14 protein-coding genes are annotated in these 14231 nt (G+C 68.2%); 8 read left to right on the top strand and 6 right to left on the bottom strand.

Annotated features, from left to right (window positions below):
• Window positions 1–321 precede the first annotated feature (321 nt).
• Genes QFZ42_RS16050 through QFZ42_RS16030 form a run of 5 tightly spaced genes read left to right on the top strand, consistent with a single transcriptional unit; the run spans window position 322 to window position 5401 of the window.
• Window positions 322–1194, top strand: coding sequence for a branched-chain amino acid ABC transporter permease (locus tag QFZ42_RS16050; protein WP_307701899.1), 873 nt, complete (start codon window positions 322–324; stop codon window positions 1192–1194).
• Window positions 1195–2184 (top strand): branched-chain amino acid ABC transporter permease, encoded by a 990-nt coding sequence (locus tag QFZ42_RS16045; protein ID WP_307701898.1) that lies wholly within the window; start codon window positions 1195–1197, stop codon window positions 2182–2184.
• Window positions 2181–2942, top strand: coding sequence for an ABC transporter ATP-binding protein (locus tag QFZ42_RS16040; RefSeq protein ID WP_307701897.1), 762 nt, complete (start codon window positions 2181–2183; stop codon window positions 2940–2942). Before QFZ42_RS16045 ends, QFZ42_RS16040 begins: the two co-directional genes overlap by 4 nt.
• Complete coding sequence (locus tag QFZ42_RS16035) at window positions 2935–3660, top strand: ABC transporter ATP-binding protein (RefSeq protein WP_307701896.1); 726 nt, start codon at window positions 2935–2937, stop codon at window positions 3658–3660. Before QFZ42_RS16040 ends, QFZ42_RS16035 begins: the two co-directional genes overlap by 8 nt.
• Window positions 3661–3697: 37 nt before the next feature.
• A complete protein-coding gene (locus QFZ42_RS16030) occupies window positions 3698–5401 on the top strand; it encodes a tannase/feruloyl esterase family alpha/beta hydrolase (RefSeq protein ID WP_307701895.1) in 1704 nt (567 codons plus the stop codon).
• 21 nt (window positions 5402–5422) lie between these two features.
• On the opposite strand, the gene QFZ42_RS16025 is transcribed toward QFZ42_RS16030, so the two are convergent.
• The 3 genes from QFZ42_RS16025 to QFZ42_RS16015 all read right to left on the bottom strand — a co-directional run bounded on the left by QFZ42_RS16025 (window position 5423) and on the right by QFZ42_RS16015 (window position 8087).
• Window positions 5423–6163 (bottom strand): DsbA family protein, encoded by a 741-nt coding sequence (locus QFZ42_RS16025; protein WP_307701894.1) that lies wholly within the window; start codon window positions 6161–6163, stop codon window positions 5423–5425.
• Window positions 6151–7005 carry an MBL fold metallo-hydrolase gene (locus QFZ42_RS16020; RefSeq protein ID WP_307701893.1) on the bottom strand — a complete coding sequence of 285 codons (855 nt, stop codon included), beginning with the start codon at window positions 7003–7005 and terminating at the stop codon, window positions 6151–6153. The genes QFZ42_RS16025 and QFZ42_RS16020 overlap by 13 nt, the downstream gene beginning before the upstream one ends.
• A 164-nt stretch (window positions 7006–7169) precedes the next feature.
• On the bottom strand, window positions 7170–8087 hold the full coding sequence (locus QFZ42_RS16015) for a LysR family transcriptional regulator (RefSeq protein WP_307701892.1): 918 nt from the start codon (window positions 8085–8087) through the stop codon (window positions 7170–7172).
• A gap of 119 nt (window positions 8088–8206) precedes the next feature.
• On the opposite strand from QFZ42_RS16015, the gene QFZ42_RS16010 reads away from it, so the two are divergent.
• Genes QFZ42_RS16010 through QFZ42_RS16000 form a run of 3 tightly spaced genes read left to right on the top strand, consistent with a single transcriptional unit; the run spans window position 8207 to window position 11416 of the window.
• The gene (locus tag QFZ42_RS16010; protein WP_307701891.1) at window positions 8207–9178 is read left to right on the top strand and encodes a hydroxymethylglutaryl-CoA lyase; all 972 of its coding nucleotides are present in this window, start codon (window positions 8207–8209) and stop codon (window positions 9176–9178) included.
• Window positions 9175–10389, top strand: coding sequence for a CaiB/BaiF CoA transferase family protein (locus QFZ42_RS16005; protein WP_307701890.1), 1215 nt, complete (start codon window positions 9175–9177; stop codon window positions 10387–10389). Before QFZ42_RS16010 ends, QFZ42_RS16005 begins: the two co-directional genes overlap by 4 nt.
• 40 nt (window positions 10390–10429) lie before the next feature.
• Window positions 10430–11416: a tripartite tricarboxylate transporter substrate binding protein gene (locus QFZ42_RS16000; RefSeq protein ID WP_373423346.1), complete on the top strand. Its 987-nt coding sequence runs from the start codon at window positions 10430–10432 to the stop codon at window positions 11414–11416.
• Window positions 11417–11438: 22 nt separating this feature from the next.
• On the opposite strand, the gene sugE is transcribed toward QFZ42_RS16000, so the two are convergent.
• The 3 genes from sugE to QFZ42_RS15985 are packed head-to-tail and all read right to left on the bottom strand — an operon-like array spanning window position 11439 to window position 14162.
• Window positions 11439–11759 carry a quaternary ammonium compound efflux SMR transporter SugE gene (sugE, locus tag QFZ42_RS15995; protein WP_307701889.1) on the bottom strand — a complete coding sequence of 107 codons (321 nt, stop codon included), beginning with the start codon at window positions 11757–11759 and terminating at the stop codon, window positions 11439–11441.
• Between the two features lie 23 nt (window positions 11760–11782).
• The gene (locus QFZ42_RS15990; RefSeq protein WP_307701888.1) at window positions 11783–12913 is read right to left on the bottom strand and encodes an HPP family protein; all 1131 of its coding nucleotides are present in this window, start codon (window positions 12911–12913) and stop codon (window positions 11783–11785) included.
• Window positions 12914–12926: 13 nt separating this feature from the next.
• On the bottom strand, window positions 12927–14162 hold the full coding sequence (locus tag QFZ42_RS15985) for a multidrug effflux MFS transporter (protein ID WP_307701887.1): 1236 nt from the start codon (window positions 14160–14162) through the stop codon (window positions 12927–12929).
• Window positions 14163–14231 lie beyond the last annotated feature (69 nt).

The following is a 14231-nucleotide window of genomic DNA, read 5'->3' as shown; positions in this document are numbered from 1 at the left end:
GGGTACCTTGCTCCGCGAATGTCCCCCGCCCTTCGGGCTCCTCCTTGATTTCGCTGCGCAAGGCACCCCATCGACGTGAGCGTTGCACAGAGCGGTCGTTGATCAGCCACGCACCAGCCGCGTGCCCAGGTGCACAGGGCATCGGGTGCTCCCCGCAGCGAAATCAAGGAGGAGGGGCGCAGCCCCGGGGGACATTCGCGGAGGGGAGTACCCGGTGGCCTGTGCACGCGCCCTGAACAGCGGCGCCCAGAACAAAGACGCCCGAACTAGAACCGACAGAAAGCAACGCGAGCCAAACAAACGCCGTAGCGGAACACTGACATGTTGACCATTCTTTTCGACGGCATCGCCTACGGCATGCTGCTCTTCGTGCTCGCCGTGGGGCTGGCCGTGACGCTGGGACTGATGAACTTCATCAACCTGGCGCACGGCGCCTTCGCCATGGCGGGCGGGTACCTCACGGTGTTCGCGATGCAGAAGCTCGGCCTGCCGTTCCTGGCCTGCCTGCCGCTTGCGTTCATCGTCGTCGCGGTGGCCGGCGCGCTCCTCGAACGCACGCTCTACCGGCCCATGTACGGCAAGCCGCACCTCGACCAGGTGCTGTTCTCCATCGGCCTCGCCTTCATGGCCGTGGCGGCCATCGACTACTTCGTCGGCTCGTCGCAGCAGAACATCCAGTTGCCCGAATGGCTGCGCGGCCGCACCGAGATCGGCGACGGCGCGCTGCTGCTCGGCATGGGGCACTACCGCCTCTTCATCATTGCCGTGTGCGCCGTGCTCACCGTGGTGCTCCAGCTCATTCTCTCGAAGACGCGCTTCGGCAGCCGGCTGCGCGCCGCAGTCGACGATCCGCGCGTGGCCGCAGGGCTGGGCATCAACGTCAACATCGTGTTCCTGCTGACCTTCGCAGTCGGCTCGGGCCTCGCGGGCCTGGGCGGTGCACTGGGCGCCGAGATCCTCGGGCTCGACCCGACCTTTCCGCTCAAGTACATGATCTATTTCCTGATCGTGGTGTCGGTCGGCGGCACCTCGTCGATCACCGGCCCGCTCGCGGCCGCGCTGCTGCTCGGCATCGCCGACGTGGCCGGCAAGTACTTCATTCCCAAGATGGGGGCGTTCACCGTCTACCTGCTGATGATCATGATCCTGATGTGGCGGCCGCAAGGCCTGTTCACGCGCAAGGGAGGCCGTTGAATGAGCACGCCTGCCTCGTATGACTCGGCCCTGCTGCGCAAGGCGCGCTGGCGCCCGCTCGAGTTCGTGGTGTGGGCCGCGGCATTTGCGCTGCCCCTCGTCACGCCTTCGCATTCGCTGCTGGTCAACGAGATCGCCATCGTCGCGCTGTTCGCGATGTCGCTCGACCTGATCCTCGGCTACACCGGCATCGTCTCGCTCGGCCATGCCGCCTTCTTCGGTTTCGGTGCCTACACCGCGGCGCTGTTCGCCAAGCTCGTGATGCCGGACCCGACCGTGGGGCTGGTGGTGGCGACCGTGCTGTCGGCCCTGCTCGGCCTCGTGGCCAGCGTGACGATCCTGCGTGGCAGCGACCTCACGCGGTTGATGGTCACGCTCGGCACCGCGCTGCTGCTGCTCGAACTCGCCAACAAGCTCGACTGGCTCACCGGCGGCGCCGATGGCCTGCAGGGCGTGGTGATGGGGCCGGTGCTCGGCCTGTTCGAGTTCGACCTCTTCGGCCGCACGGCCGCCTGGTATTCGCTGAGCGTGATGCTCGTGCTGTTCCTCGTGATGCGCCGCTTGGTGCATTCGCCCTTCGGCGCCACGCTCAAGGCGATTCGCGACAACCGGCTGCGCGCCATGGCCATCGGCATTCCGGTGGTGTCGCGGCTCGCGGTCATCTACACCGTGGCGGCGGGCATTGCCGGCGCCGCGGGTGCGCTGCTGGCGCAGACCACGGGCTTTGCCTCGCTCGACGTGCTGGCCTTCGACCGCTCGGCCGATGTGCTGCTGATGCTGGTGATCGGCGGCGTGGGTTGGCTCTATGGCGGCGTGGCAGGCGCCATCGTCTTCAAGCTGCTGCAGACCTGGCTCTCGGCCGTGACGCCGCAGTATTGGATGTTCTGGATCGGCCTTCTGCTGGTGCTGCTGGTGCTGGTGGGGCGCGACCGCGTGCTCAGGCCATGGACGTGGCTGGGCGGCGGCAAGAAGAAGGGCAGTGCCGTATGACTGACACCGTGCTTTCGATGCAGGGGCTGGTGATGCGCTTCGGCGGCATCACGGCCACCAACAACGTCACGATGGAGCTCAAGCGCGGCGCGCGCCATGCGCTGATCGGGCCCAACGGCGCCGGCAAGACCACGCTCATCAACCTGCTGACCGGCGTGCTCGTGCCGACCGAAGGCCGCATCACGCTGCTCGGTGAAGACATCACCACGCTGGCGCCGCACAAGCGCGTGGCGCGCGGGCTGGTGCGCACCTTCCAGATCAACCAGCTGTTCGACTCGATGACGCCGCTCGAGACGCTGGCGCTCGTGGTGTCGCAGCACCAGGGCATCGCTTCGCAATGGTGGCGTCCGCTGGGTGCCACCCGGGCCGTGACCGAGCGCGCGGCGCAGCTGCTGGAGCAGTTTCACCTCAGCGACGTGGCGCAGCAGCAGACGAAGTTCATGGCCTACGGCAAGCGCCGTCTGCTGGAGATTGCGATCGCACTGGCCTGCGAGCCGCGCGTGCTGCTGCTCGACGAGCCCGTGGCGGGCGTGCCCGCCGGCGAGCGCGAGGAGCTGCTGCAAACCGTGGCCGCGTTGCCGGCCGATGTGTCGGTGCTCTTGATCGAGCACGACATGGACCTGGTGTTCAGCTTTGCCGACCGCATGACGGTCCTGGTCAATGGCACCTTACTGACCGAGGGCGACCCCGAAACGATTGCCAACGATCCGAAGGTCAAAGAGGTCTACTTGGGCCACGGAGAGAACGCCCATGTCTGAACTCTTGCGCATCGAGAACCTGAGCGCCGGCTACGGCGAGGCCGTGGTGCTGCATGACGTGGCGTTTGCGCTCGGCGAAGGGCAGACGCTGGCGCTGCTGGGCCGCAACGGCACGGGCAAGACCACGCTGATCAACACGCTGGCAGGCGCCACCCGGCAGCATGGCGGAACCATCGCGCTCGGCGGCCAGGCCCTGCACAAGCTGGCGCCGCATCAGCGCGCCGCGGCCGGCATTGGCTGGGTGCCGCAGGAGCGCAACATCTTCAAGTCGCTCACGGTGCACGAGAACCTCACGGCGGTGGAGCGGCCCGGCAGGTTCGGAGGGACTTCCAATCCCTGGAACCCGCAGCGCGTCTACGAGATGTTCCCGCGCCTGGCCGAACGCAAGACGAACCTCGGCACGCAGCTCTCGGGCGGCGAGCAGCAGATGCTGGCCGTGGGCCGCGCGCTGGTGCTGAACCCCAAGCTGCTGCTGCTCGACGAGCCGCTCGAAGGGCTCGCGCCGATCATCGTGGAAGAACTGCTGCGCGCCATCCGCCGCATCACGCAGGACGAGGGGCTGGCCGCCATCATCGTGGAGCAGCATCCGCAGGCGATCCTCGCGATTTCCGACCACGCAGTGGTGCTCGACCACGGCACCATCGTCCATACCGACGAGGCCTCGACGCTGCGCACACAGCCCGAGGTGCTTGAGCGGCTGCTGGGTGTGGCGCGGTAGCAGCGGCCCTCACAAAGAACCACCAGGAGACAGACAGATGGCGATTCCCCCAACAGTGTTCAGCGGGGGCGCCATGCTGGCGACCGCCGCCTTGCTCGCCGCATGCGGCACAGCCCCGACCGGCCCCACGCGGCTCGGTCTCGGCGCCGATCCGGCCCAGGCCTGCGCGGCGCTCACTGCGCCGGTGGCTGCCACCGCCATCGGCCTGCCGAGCGGCGCGGCGACGATCGATTCCGCGGCGCTCGTGCCGGCATCCGCGCTCGCCGTGGCCGAGCGTGGCCCCAGCCCTGCGTCGCGCATCACGCCGGCGATGCCCGCGTACTGCAAGGTGCTCGGCCGCATTGCGCCGCTCGATGCAACGGCGCCGCCCATCCTGTTCCAGGTCAACCTGCCGCTCGCATGGAACGGGCGCAGCGTGCAGTACGGCGGCGGCGGCTTCAACGGTACGCTGATCACCGGCCTGGCGCTGGTGCCGGCCGCGCGCTTCGACCTGCCCACGCCGTTGGCGCAGGGCTACGTGACCTACGGCACCGACTCGGGCCACCAGAACGTGCAGGGACAGCCGCCGCAGGTCTTTGCGCTCAACGACGAAGCCCTCGTGAACTTCGCGCACGCGTCGTACAAGAAGGTGCGCGACGCGGCGGTGGCGCTGACGCAGCGCGCCTACGGCCACGCGCCGCAGAAGCTCTATTTCATGGGCAGCTCCGAAGGCGGGCGTGAAGCGCTCACCATGGCGCAGCGCTATCCGCAGGACTTCGACGGCATCTTCAGCCGCGTGCCTGTCATCAACTGGACGGGGCTGCAGCACGCCGGCACGCGCAACGGCATTGCCACTTTCGGCGAAGGGTGGCTGCGGCCCGCGCAGGTGCAGCTGGTGCACGACGCGGTGCTCGCGGCATGCGACGCGGCAGATGGCGTGGCCGACCGCATCGTGTCGAACCCCGTGGCCTGCCTGCAGCGCTTCGATCCGGCCACGTTGCGTTGCGCGTCGGGCACGAGCGGCGACAACTGCCTGAACGACGCGCAGGTGCAGGCGGTGCGCACGCTGCGCTCGCCGTGGCGCTCGCCCGTGCCGCTGGCGCATGGCGTCACCGAGTACCCCGGCTGGGGCATCGGCGGCGAAGGCACGCCGGCCTTCGCGTCGATGGGTGGATGGAACGCATGGTGGACCGGCACCGCCGCGCCGACGGTGCCGCCGCAGCCGAGCAACGGCATCGCGTGGTTCTACGGCAGTGGCGCGCTGCAGTATTTCTACGCGCGCAATCCGTCGCTCGACGTGCGCAACTACCGCGCCGAAGACTTCGCCGCACGCATCGCCGCCGTGTCGCAGCTGATGGATTCGACCAACCCCGACCTCAGCGCCTTCCACGCGCGCGGCGGCAAGCTGCTGATGCTCGAGCACATGGCCGACTACGCACAGAGCCCGTTCGCCGGCATCCGGTACTACGAATCGGTGGTGGCGCGCATGGGCCGCGACAACGTGGACCGCTTCATGCGCCTGTACACCGCGCCCGGTGTCGACCATGTCGGCAGCGGCGCGCCCGCCAACGTCGACATGCTCGGCGCGCTCGTCGATTGGGTCGAGCGCGGCCGCGCACCGGCCGGCCTGCAACTGGCCGAGCAGGAAGTGCAGCCACCGTTCAGGGTCGTGCGCGCCCGCCCGCTGTGCGAATGGCCGCTGTGGCCGCGCTACACGGGCGACGATGCATCGCAGGCGGCCAGCTTCCAGTGCAGCAGGTAGCCGCGCGAAGGCCGTGGCGGCCTAGATTGCGCAGTTGTCCGGACCGCATGACGCCTGGCCGGCGCCAACCTCTGCTGCAGTGCCCGAAGGTGCTGCAAGCGTGGCCAGTTGAGCCTTCCACTCATCGGCGCGACCGAGCCACGGACCGATCTCGATGCGGCTTGTCGTGCCGTCGGCCTGCGCCAGTACGAAGGTCGGAAATCCCTGGCCGCCCGCGCGTTGCAGCAGTTGACGGCTCTCGGCGAAATGCCGCGAGGTTGCCTCGCCTGACAGCCGGGCAAAAGCCGATGCGAATGCCTCACCGTCGAAGCCGAGTTCTGCCGCTATCGCGGTGAGCACGCCGACATCGGCGATGCGCCGGCCTTCGACATAGTGCGCGCGCTGCAGCCGATGGATCATGTCGAGGCCGCCGCCCGTTCGCAGCGCTTCGGCCGCCAGCACCGCGGTGGTCGGCGGCTCGGAATCCATGACCGCGCCCGTGTCGCGCAGCAGCCCTTCGAAGTAGCCTTCGCCGAAGGGCTGGCCCGTGAGTTCGGCAATGCGCCGGTCGTGCGGCATCACGTAGTCGCGCCACTGCGCAGTGATGGCGCGCCGGTTGGCGCCCGTCATCATGCCGCCGCCATGGAACTCGACCCACAGCCCCGGTACGCTGCGCGCCGCGTCGACCAGCGGTGCGGCCGCGTAGCACCAGCCGCACATCGGATCGAAGATGTAGTGCAGCGTGGCGCCCGCCGGCGAGGTGCTGTCGTTCACTGCGGCCACTTCATTTCTCCCTTGATGACCTTGGCGCCCAGTTCGAGCGACGAGGCGTGTTCCAGCTTCGGGTAGCGCTTCTTCATCGCGGCGATGAGGGCGGCCGAGTCCTTGGCCTTGGCGGCTTCGGTTTCGAAAGCCTGCAGGTAGCTGCGCGTGAACTTCACCGAGGCCACCGAGTAGGGGGCCGATCCATCGGCGTTCGGTTCGTAGTGGCCGGGCACCACGGTCTTGGGACGCAGCGCTTCGATGCGGCCGAGCGTCTTGATCCAGTCGCGGCGCGATTCGGGCGTTTGCGTGTCGGCCACCCACAGATGGATATTGGCCGACACGGGCACGCCGCCGACCACGGCCTTGATCGAGGGGATCCACGCGAAAGTGCGCGCCGGGGTGGGGCCGTCGAGCCCGACCACCTGGATCTTGCGGCCTTCGAGTTCGATGCTGTCACCGGCGAGCGGCTCGGGGACCACCACCGTCTTGGGGGCGTTCTCTTTCAGGATCGGGCCCCAATGCGCGAGCTTGCCGTCTTTCGACGCCTGGATGGCGGCCACGGTCTGCGGCGCGGCGACGATCTTCGCGTCGGGGAACGCGGCCTGGACGACGTCGAGGCCGAAGTAGTAGTCGGGGTCGCTGTGGCTGATGTAGACCGTGGTCAGCTTCTTGCCGCTGGCCTTGATCTTCTGCACCAGCGCTTCGGCGTCGTTGCGCTGGAACTGCGCGTCGATCAGCACGGCGTCGGTCTGGCCCGTGACCAGTTCGGACGACACCGGGAACATCGACTTGGCACCGGGGTTGTACACGTCGAGCTTGAGCGGCTGGGCGGCATGGGCCGTCAAGGCGGCGAGGGACAAGGTGGCGGAAAGGGCGGCAGCGGAGAGGAGGGTTCTGCGGAACATGCGGGTCTTTCGAGGATGGCGTTGGAAGGATGGCAACGTGAACAGACCGAATGTTAGGTTTCATGAATGGAAACAAAAACCCCGATTCTTCCAACGAATAGTTTCTGATTCCGGTCGAATCAAACGGCAGCAGCCCGATCGGGCGCGCACCGTTCGAGATGCGCCACCAAGAGCTGCGCTGCCAGCGACAGCGTCGCTTCGTCGCGAAAGCAGATCGCGAAGCGCCGGCGCGCCCAGGCGTCGGCGAGCGGCATCAACCGAAGACCATAGGTGTCGGCAAAGGGCTGGGCCACCTCCGCCGGCACCACGCTGATCGCGAGCCCGGCGCGCACCACGCGCAGGGCGGCGTCGAAGTTGCTCACCAGCACGCGGTACACCAGCGGCTTTCCCGCCACGGCGGCTTCCCGGGCGAGCATCAGCTGTACGGCGCTCAGCGCGGGCATGCCGACGAACTCGTGGTCGAGCACGTCCTCGAACCGCACCTTGCCGCGGTGCACCACCGGGTGCGACGGGTGCGCGACCACGGCCAGGTGGTCGCTGCGGTAGCTGCGCCGCTGCAGGCCCTCGAGGTCGGCGGCGTCCCAGCACAGTCCGATCGATGCGCTGCCCTCGCGGATGCCGCGCACGATCTCGGGGCTCACGCGCTCTTCCATGTCGACCCGGATGTCCCGGTGCGCGGGGTTCTGCAGAAAGTTGGCCACGTCTTCGGCCAGGGACTCGGCCATGACCGAGGCCGAGGCGAGGACGCGCACATGCCCCCGCGCACCACCCGCGTAGGCCGCCATGTCGCGCTCGATGCGCTGCGCGCTGCCGAGCATCGCGCGTGCATGCTCCAACAGAGTTTCACCGGCCGGCGTGGGCACCACGCCGCGTCGCTTACGCAGCAGCAGCGGCGTTCCGACCGCGTCCTCGAGCTGGGCGAGGCGCTTGCTGATGGCCGAGCCGACGATGCTGGCCTGCTCGCCCGCGCGCGCAATGCTGCGGGTTTCGCACACGGAGACGAAGAGGCGAAGGGTGGTCAGGTCGAGGTCTCGCACGGGGCGGTTCCGGTCTGAAGATGAGGTATTCCATTTTGGAACGGATTGGCTTCCAAAATCTATTTTCTGAATCAGATGGGAACTCCTAACATCGGCGCCAGACCACGAAGGAGACACCTTTGAACGACGCATCGGTAGCGCCCGCCGCTCACGCCTTTTTGCCGCCCAGCGCGGTTGTCCGCGAGGTGGGGCTGCGCGACGGCCTGCAGAGCATCGAGAGAACGCTGCCGACCGCGCAGAAGCTCGAATGGATCCGCGACGCGCATGCCGCCGGGCAGCGCGAGATCGAGGTCGGTTCCTTCGTGCCCGCGCGCCTGCTGCCGCAACTGGCGGACACGGCCGAACTGCTGGCATTTGCGAAGACGCTGCCGGGACTCTTCGCCTCGGTGCTGGTGCCCAACCTGCGGGGCGCGGAACTCGCCATAGCGGGCGAGGCCGACCTGATGATGGTGCCGCTGTCGGCCAGCCACGCCCACAGCCTGGCCAACCTGCGCAAGACGCCCGACGAGGTGGTGGCCGAGGTCGCCCGCATCCGCGCCGCGCGCGACGCCGCGGGCTCGAAGACGCTGATCGACGGCGGCGTGGGCACTGCGTTCGGCTGCACGATCCAGGGCCACGTGGCGCCGGACGAGGTGCTGCGGCTGATGCAGGCGCTGCTCGATGCAGGCGCCGACCGCGTGAGCCTGGCGGACACCGTCGGCTATGCCGATCCCGCGATGGTCCGTAGCCTGTTCGAACGCGCGCTGCGCATCGCAGGCGACCGGCTGTGGTGCGGCCATTTCCACGACACGCGCGGCCTCGGGCTCGCCAATGTGTATGCCGCGCTGGAAGTCGGCATCGCGCGCTTCGACGCATGCCTGGCCGGCATCGGCGGTTGCCCCCATGCGCCCGGCGCCAGCGGCAACGTCGACACCGAAGATTTGGTCTTCATGCTCGAGAGCATGGGCGTGCGCACCGGTGTCGATCTACCGAAACTGCTGAATCTGCGCCGGCGCGTGGCCGGGTGGCTGGAGGGCGAGACACTGCAGGGCACCGTGTGGCGCGCGGGCTTTCCCAAGACGTTTGCGCCGGGCGCTGGAGTTGCGGCATGAGCGACAACACGACGAAGCCCGAAGAAAAGCGCCTGCCGCTCACGGGCATCCGCGTGGTCGAATTCACGCACATGGTCATGGGCCCGACCTGCGGCATGGTGCTGGCCGACCTGGGCGCGGAAGTCATCAAGGTCGAGCCCATCGAGGGCGACCGAACGCGGCAACTGCTGGGCGCGGGCGCCGGCTTTTTCCCGATGTTCAACCGCAACAAGAAGAGCATCGCGCTCGACCTGCGCCACCCGCAGGGGCTCGAGGCGGCGCTGCGCCTGTGCGCCACCGCCGACGTGGTGGCGCAGAATTTCAGGCCCGGCACCATGGACAAATACGGGCTCGGGCACGCCGCGCTGAGCAAGCTCAATCCGCGGCTCGTGTACGTGAATCACACCGGCTTCCTGCCGGGCCCCTACGAGCACCGCACCGCGCTCGACGAGGTGGTGCAGATGATGGGCGGCCTGGCCTACATGACCGGCCGTCCCGGCGATCCGCTGCGCGCGGGCACCAGCGTGAACGACATCATGGGCGGCATGTTCGGCGCCATCGGGGCGATGGCCGCGCTGATGCAGCGCGCGCAGACCGGCAAGGGGCAGGAGGTGCAGTCCGCGCTGTTCGAGAACAACGTGTTCCTGGTCGGCCAGCACATGCTGCAGTACGCCATTACCGGCCAGGCCGCCGCGCCGATGCCCGAGCGCATCTCGGCCTGGGCGCTGTACGACGTGTTCACCGTGAAGGAGGGCGAGCAGATCTTCCTGGCCGCCGTGAGCGATGCGCAATGGCGGGTGTTCTGCGATGCGCTCGGCTTCGACGACCTGAAGGCCGACCCTGCCTTGCGCACCAACAACGACCGGGTTCGCGCGCGGCCCGCCTTGCTCGCGGACTTGCGCGGCCGGCTGGCCGACCGCTCGGCCGCCGAGCTGTCGGCGATCTTCGAGGCGTGCGGCCTGCCGTTTGCGCCCATCGTGCGGCCTGAAGACCTCTACGAAGATCCGCACCTGAAGGCCACCGGCGGCCTTGCCGACATCCGCCTGCCCGACGGCGAGCGCGCAGGAGAAACGGCACAGACGACGCTGTTCCCGATCACGCTGGGCGGCGAGCGCCTGGGCGTGCGGCTCGATCCACCGACGCTCGGCGAACACACGCGGGAACTGCTGGCCGAGCTCGGCTATGCCGAGACGCAGGTGGCTGCAATGCAGGCAGAGCTGGCCGTCGCCTGAACTGAATGCTTTTCGAAAACATACAAAGAGAGACAAGACCATGCACACGATGCTCCCCCCGATGACCCGCCGCGCCGCCCTCGGCTTCGGCGCCGGCGCCGCCGCGCTGGCGGCATGCCCCGCACTCGCGCAGGGCTCCGACAAGCCCATTCGCTTCATCCTGCCGATCAGCGCCGGCTCGGGGGTGGACGCCATCGTGCGCGCGGCGTCGGTCGCGCTCGGCAAGGCCTTCGGCCAGCCAGTGGTGATCGAGAACCTGCCCGGTGCGGGCGGCCTCACCGGCACGTCGGCCGTGGTCAAGGCCGCCCCGGACGGGTTGACGCTCGGCATGGTGTCGAACAACCACGTCATCAATCCGGCGGTGTACAAGAAAATGCCCTTCGATGCCGTCAATGACGTGACGCCGATCAGCGTGGTGGGCGCGACGCCGCTGGTGCTGGTGGTGAATCCCAAGCTGCCCGCGAAGAACGTGAAGGAACTCGTGGCGCTGCTGCGCGCGAAGCCCGAGGGCTACAACTACGCGTCATCCGGCAACGGCACCATCATTCACCTGGCCGGCGAAATGTTCCTGGACGAAGCGGGCGTGAAGGCGCGGCACATTCCCTACAAGGGCACCGGCCCCATGGTCACCGACATGATCGCGGGCCAGGTCGAGATGGGCGTGGTGGCATTGCCCGCGGTGCAGCCGCACCTCAAGAGCGGCGCGCTGCGGGCCATCGGCCTGTGCGGGTCGACACGCTCGCCGGCCGCGCCCGACATGCCGACCATCGCTGAGCAGGGCCTGCCCAACTACGCCGTCGAAGGCTGGTTCGCGGTGATCGGGCCGCCGAAGATGCAGGCCGCCGACGTCCAGCGCGTGCACGACGCCGTGGCTGCAGCCTTCACGAGTGCCGAGGTGCGCGAGGCCATGGACAAGCAGGGCAACATCATCAAGCCCACGTCGCCCGAGCAGGCGGCAAGCTACTTCCGCAGCGAAGCCGCGCGCTATGCGGCGCTGGTGAAGAAGGCGAACGTGGTGCTCGAATAGCGGCAGCGCCGGTCGCACCCGCTCAGGCCGGACTGGTGAGCTTGAGCCCGAGGATGCCGGCCACGATCAGGCCCACGCAGACCAGCCGTGCGGCATTGGCGGGCTCGTGGAACAGCACGATGCCCAGGATCACCGTGCCCACGGCGCCGATGCCGGTCCACACCGCATAGGCCGTGCCCACGGGCAGCGAGCGCATGGCCCAGCCGAGCAGCACCACGCTGAGCACCATCGAAATGACGGTGCCGATGGAGGGCCACAGCTTGGTAAATCCTTCGGTGTACTTGAGGCCGATGGCCCAGCCCATCTCGAGCAGGCCCGCCACCAACAACACGATCCACGCCATGCGCGCTCCTTGAAAAAGGGGTTTCAGTTCTCCGGCTGTACGGCGCGGTAGAGGGCGCGCACGAAATCCGACTGCGTGATCATGCCGGTGAGCCGCCTTTCATGGTCGATGATGGGGATATGGTGGTGGCCGCCCTCCGAGAACAGCGGCACCAGGTCGATCACCGGGCGGTCGGCGCTGGCCACGCGCACCTGGCGCGTCATGATCTGGCCCACCACTTCCGGCTTGTTCGACACGACGGTGCGCGTGGCGCGTATCAGGTCGCGCAAGCGCCCCGCAATGCCTTCGTGGTGCTCCAGATCGAGCATGCGGAAGAAGTCGGCCTGGGTGACGATGCCGACCACGCGGCGCGTGCGGTCGGTGACGGGCAGCGCCTTGATGCGGCGCTGGTTCATCAGCGTCCAGGCCTCTTGCAGCGGCGTGCCGAACTCCACCGACACCGGGTCGCGCGACATGATGTCGGCGCAATGCAGCGTGCCGAGGCGGCGCTTGTACGACTCGAGCTCGGTCTGCTGGATCAGCGATTCGAGGTCGTCGCGGCTGATGTCGAGCACCTGGTTGTAGCGCGACAGCACCGCATCGATGTCGGCCTGGCTGAACCGCGCGTCGGCCGACGGCGGCCGCGCCACCTGCACATGCGGATAGCGCCGGCCCGTGAGGGTGTTGTAGGCCACGCCGGCCAGCACCAGCAGCAGCGAGTTCACGAAGGTAGGGAACAGCGCCGCCGAGAAATCGGTGGTGTGCGTCAGCACGGCGAGCAGCGCCGCGGCGCCGCCCGGCGGGTGCAGGCTGCGCGTGGCGAACATCAGTCCGATGGCCGCGCCGACAGCCAGGGCAGCGGCCCAGGCCGGGTCCGGTATCCAGCGCACGCAGGCAATGCCCACCAGCGTCGACAGCGTGTTGCCGACGATGACCGACCAGGGTTGCGCCAGCGGGCTCGCAGGCACGGCAAACACCAGCACGGCGCTCGCGCCCATCGGCGCGATCAGCCAGATGCTGATGCCCGCTGCCTCGGCCATCCAGCGGCACAGCAGCGCGGTGATCAGCAGGCCCACCGCCGCGCCGCCCACGGCGCGCAGGCGCTCGCGCGCATCGACGGTGGTGCGGCCCGGCAGCCAGGCACGCGCATAGGTCAGGAACGGGGAGAACTGCATCGAATCGGTTCTTTCAGTTTTCGTTGGCGAGACTGCGTCCGATGTCGGGCCAGCGGCCGTGCAGCCAGACCCACGCGACCAGGCCGATGCAGAGCATCAGAGTGGAGGTGAGCGCGAGCGCAAGGGTGGAATGCATCACCAGCGGTGCGATGGCGCCGGCCACGAGTCCGTTGGCCGTCGAACCGATCACGGCCTGCAGCGACGAGGCCATGCCGCGCCGCTCGGGGTGCAGGTCGAGCACCAGCAGCGTGACCACCGGCACCATCAACGCCCAGCCGAAGGCGAACACCGCGAGCGGCCAGAGCGCCCACGCCACGTGCGCGTCGAAGAAGGTGTTGGCCACCACGTTGACCACCGAGGTGACCAGCATGATGAGGAAGCCGTCGCGGATCTGCCGCTTGGGCGTTACCTTGCCGGCCATGCGCCCGCTCGCGCGCGCGCCGAGCATGATGCCGCCGATGGTCAGCAGGAAGAACCAGAAGAACTGCTGCGGCTGCAGCGAAAGGTGGTCGCCGAGGAAGGCGGGCGCGGCCAGTACGTAGAGGAACATGCCGTTGAACGGAACGCCGCTCGCGAGCGCGAGCAGCAGAAAGCGCGGGTCGGAGCACAGGTCCCAGTAGCCGCGCAGCAGGTGCCGGACGTGGAACGACTGTCGGTGCGAGGCATGCAGCGTCTCGGGCAGCAGCTTGTAGTTGGCCACGAACAGCACCACGCCGACCGCGACGAGGAACCAGAACACCGAGTGCCAGCCCGCATGCACGAACAGGAAGCCGCCGATGATCGGCGCGATGGCCGGCGCCACGCCGAAATAGATGGTCACTTGGCTCATCACGCGCTGCGCTTCGGCCGGCGGGAACATGTCGCGGATCACCGCACGCGAGACCACGATGCCCGCGCCGGTCGACAAACCCTGCAGCCCGCGAAACAGCACCAGCTGCGTGATGGTCTGCGACAGCGCGCAGCCCAGGGAGGCGATGGTGAACACCGCGAGGCCCCACAGCACCACGGGCCGGCGGCCGAAGCTGTCCGACAGTGCGCCGTGGAACAGGTTCATGAACGCGAAGCCGAACAGGTAGGCCGAAAGCGTCTGCTGCATTTCGGCGGGCGTGGCGCCGATGGAGCGCGCAATGCCCGAGAAAGCCGGAATGTAGGTGTCGATGGAAAAGGGCCCGAGCATGCCGAGCACGGCGAGCAGCACGGCCAGCGCCCAGCGCGGGGCCTGCCAGAGCTTGGCTGCATCGGGATTCATTGGGTTTGCTCCATTTTTCTTATCGTAAAGGCCAAAAAAGAAAGCGCCCTTGCGGGCGCCTCCTCGTCA

The sequence above is a fragment of the Variovorax paradoxus genome, from assembly GCF_030815855.1.
Taxonomy (GTDB): domain Bacteria; phylum Pseudomonadota; class Gammaproteobacteria; order Burkholderiales; family Burkholderiaceae_C; genus Variovorax; species Variovorax paradoxus_M.
This window is presented reverse-complemented; position numbering and strand designations above follow the sequence as displayed.

Excerpts from the sequence above, each read along its gene's own strand:
- QFZ42_RS16050 (WP_307701899.1), top strand. The coding sequence starts at position 322 with ATGTTGACCATTCTTTTCGACGGCATCGCCTACGGCATGCTGCTCTTC.
- QFZ42_RS16045 (WP_307701898.1), top strand. The coding sequence starts at position 1,195 with ATGAGCACGCCTGCCTCGTATGACTCGGCCCTGCTGCGCAAGGCGCGC.
- QFZ42_RS16040 (WP_307701897.1), top strand. The coding sequence starts at position 2,181 with ATGACTGACACCGTGCTTTCGATGCAGGGGCTGGTGATGCGCTTCGGC.
- QFZ42_RS16035 (WP_307701896.1), top strand. The coding sequence starts at position 2,935 with ATGTCTGAACTCTTGCGCATCGAGAACCTGAGCGCCGGCTACGGCGAG.
- QFZ42_RS16030 (WP_307701895.1), top strand. The coding sequence starts at position 3,698 with ATGGCGATTCCCCCAACAGTGTTCAGCGGGGGCGCCATGCTGGCGACC.
- QFZ42_RS16005 (WP_307701890.1), top strand. The coding sequence starts at position 9,175 with ATGAGCGACAACACGACGAAGCCCGAAGAAAAGCGCCTGCCGCTCACG.
- QFZ42_RS16000 (WP_373423346.1), top strand. The coding sequence starts at position 10,430 with ATGCACACGATGCTCCCCCCGATGACCCGCCGCGCCGCCCTCGGCTTC.
- sugE (WP_307701889.1), bottom strand. The coding sequence starts at position 11,759 with ATGGCGTGGATCGTGTTGTTGGTGGCGGGCCTGCTCGAGATGGGCTGG.
- QFZ42_RS15990 (WP_307701888.1), bottom strand. The coding sequence starts at position 12,913 with ATGCAGTTCTCCCCGTTCCTGACCTATGCGCGTGCCTGGCTGCCGGGC.
- QFZ42_RS15985 (WP_307701887.1), bottom strand. The coding sequence starts at position 14,162 with ATGAATCCCGATGCAGCCAAGCTCTGGCAGGCCCCGCGCTGGGCGCTG.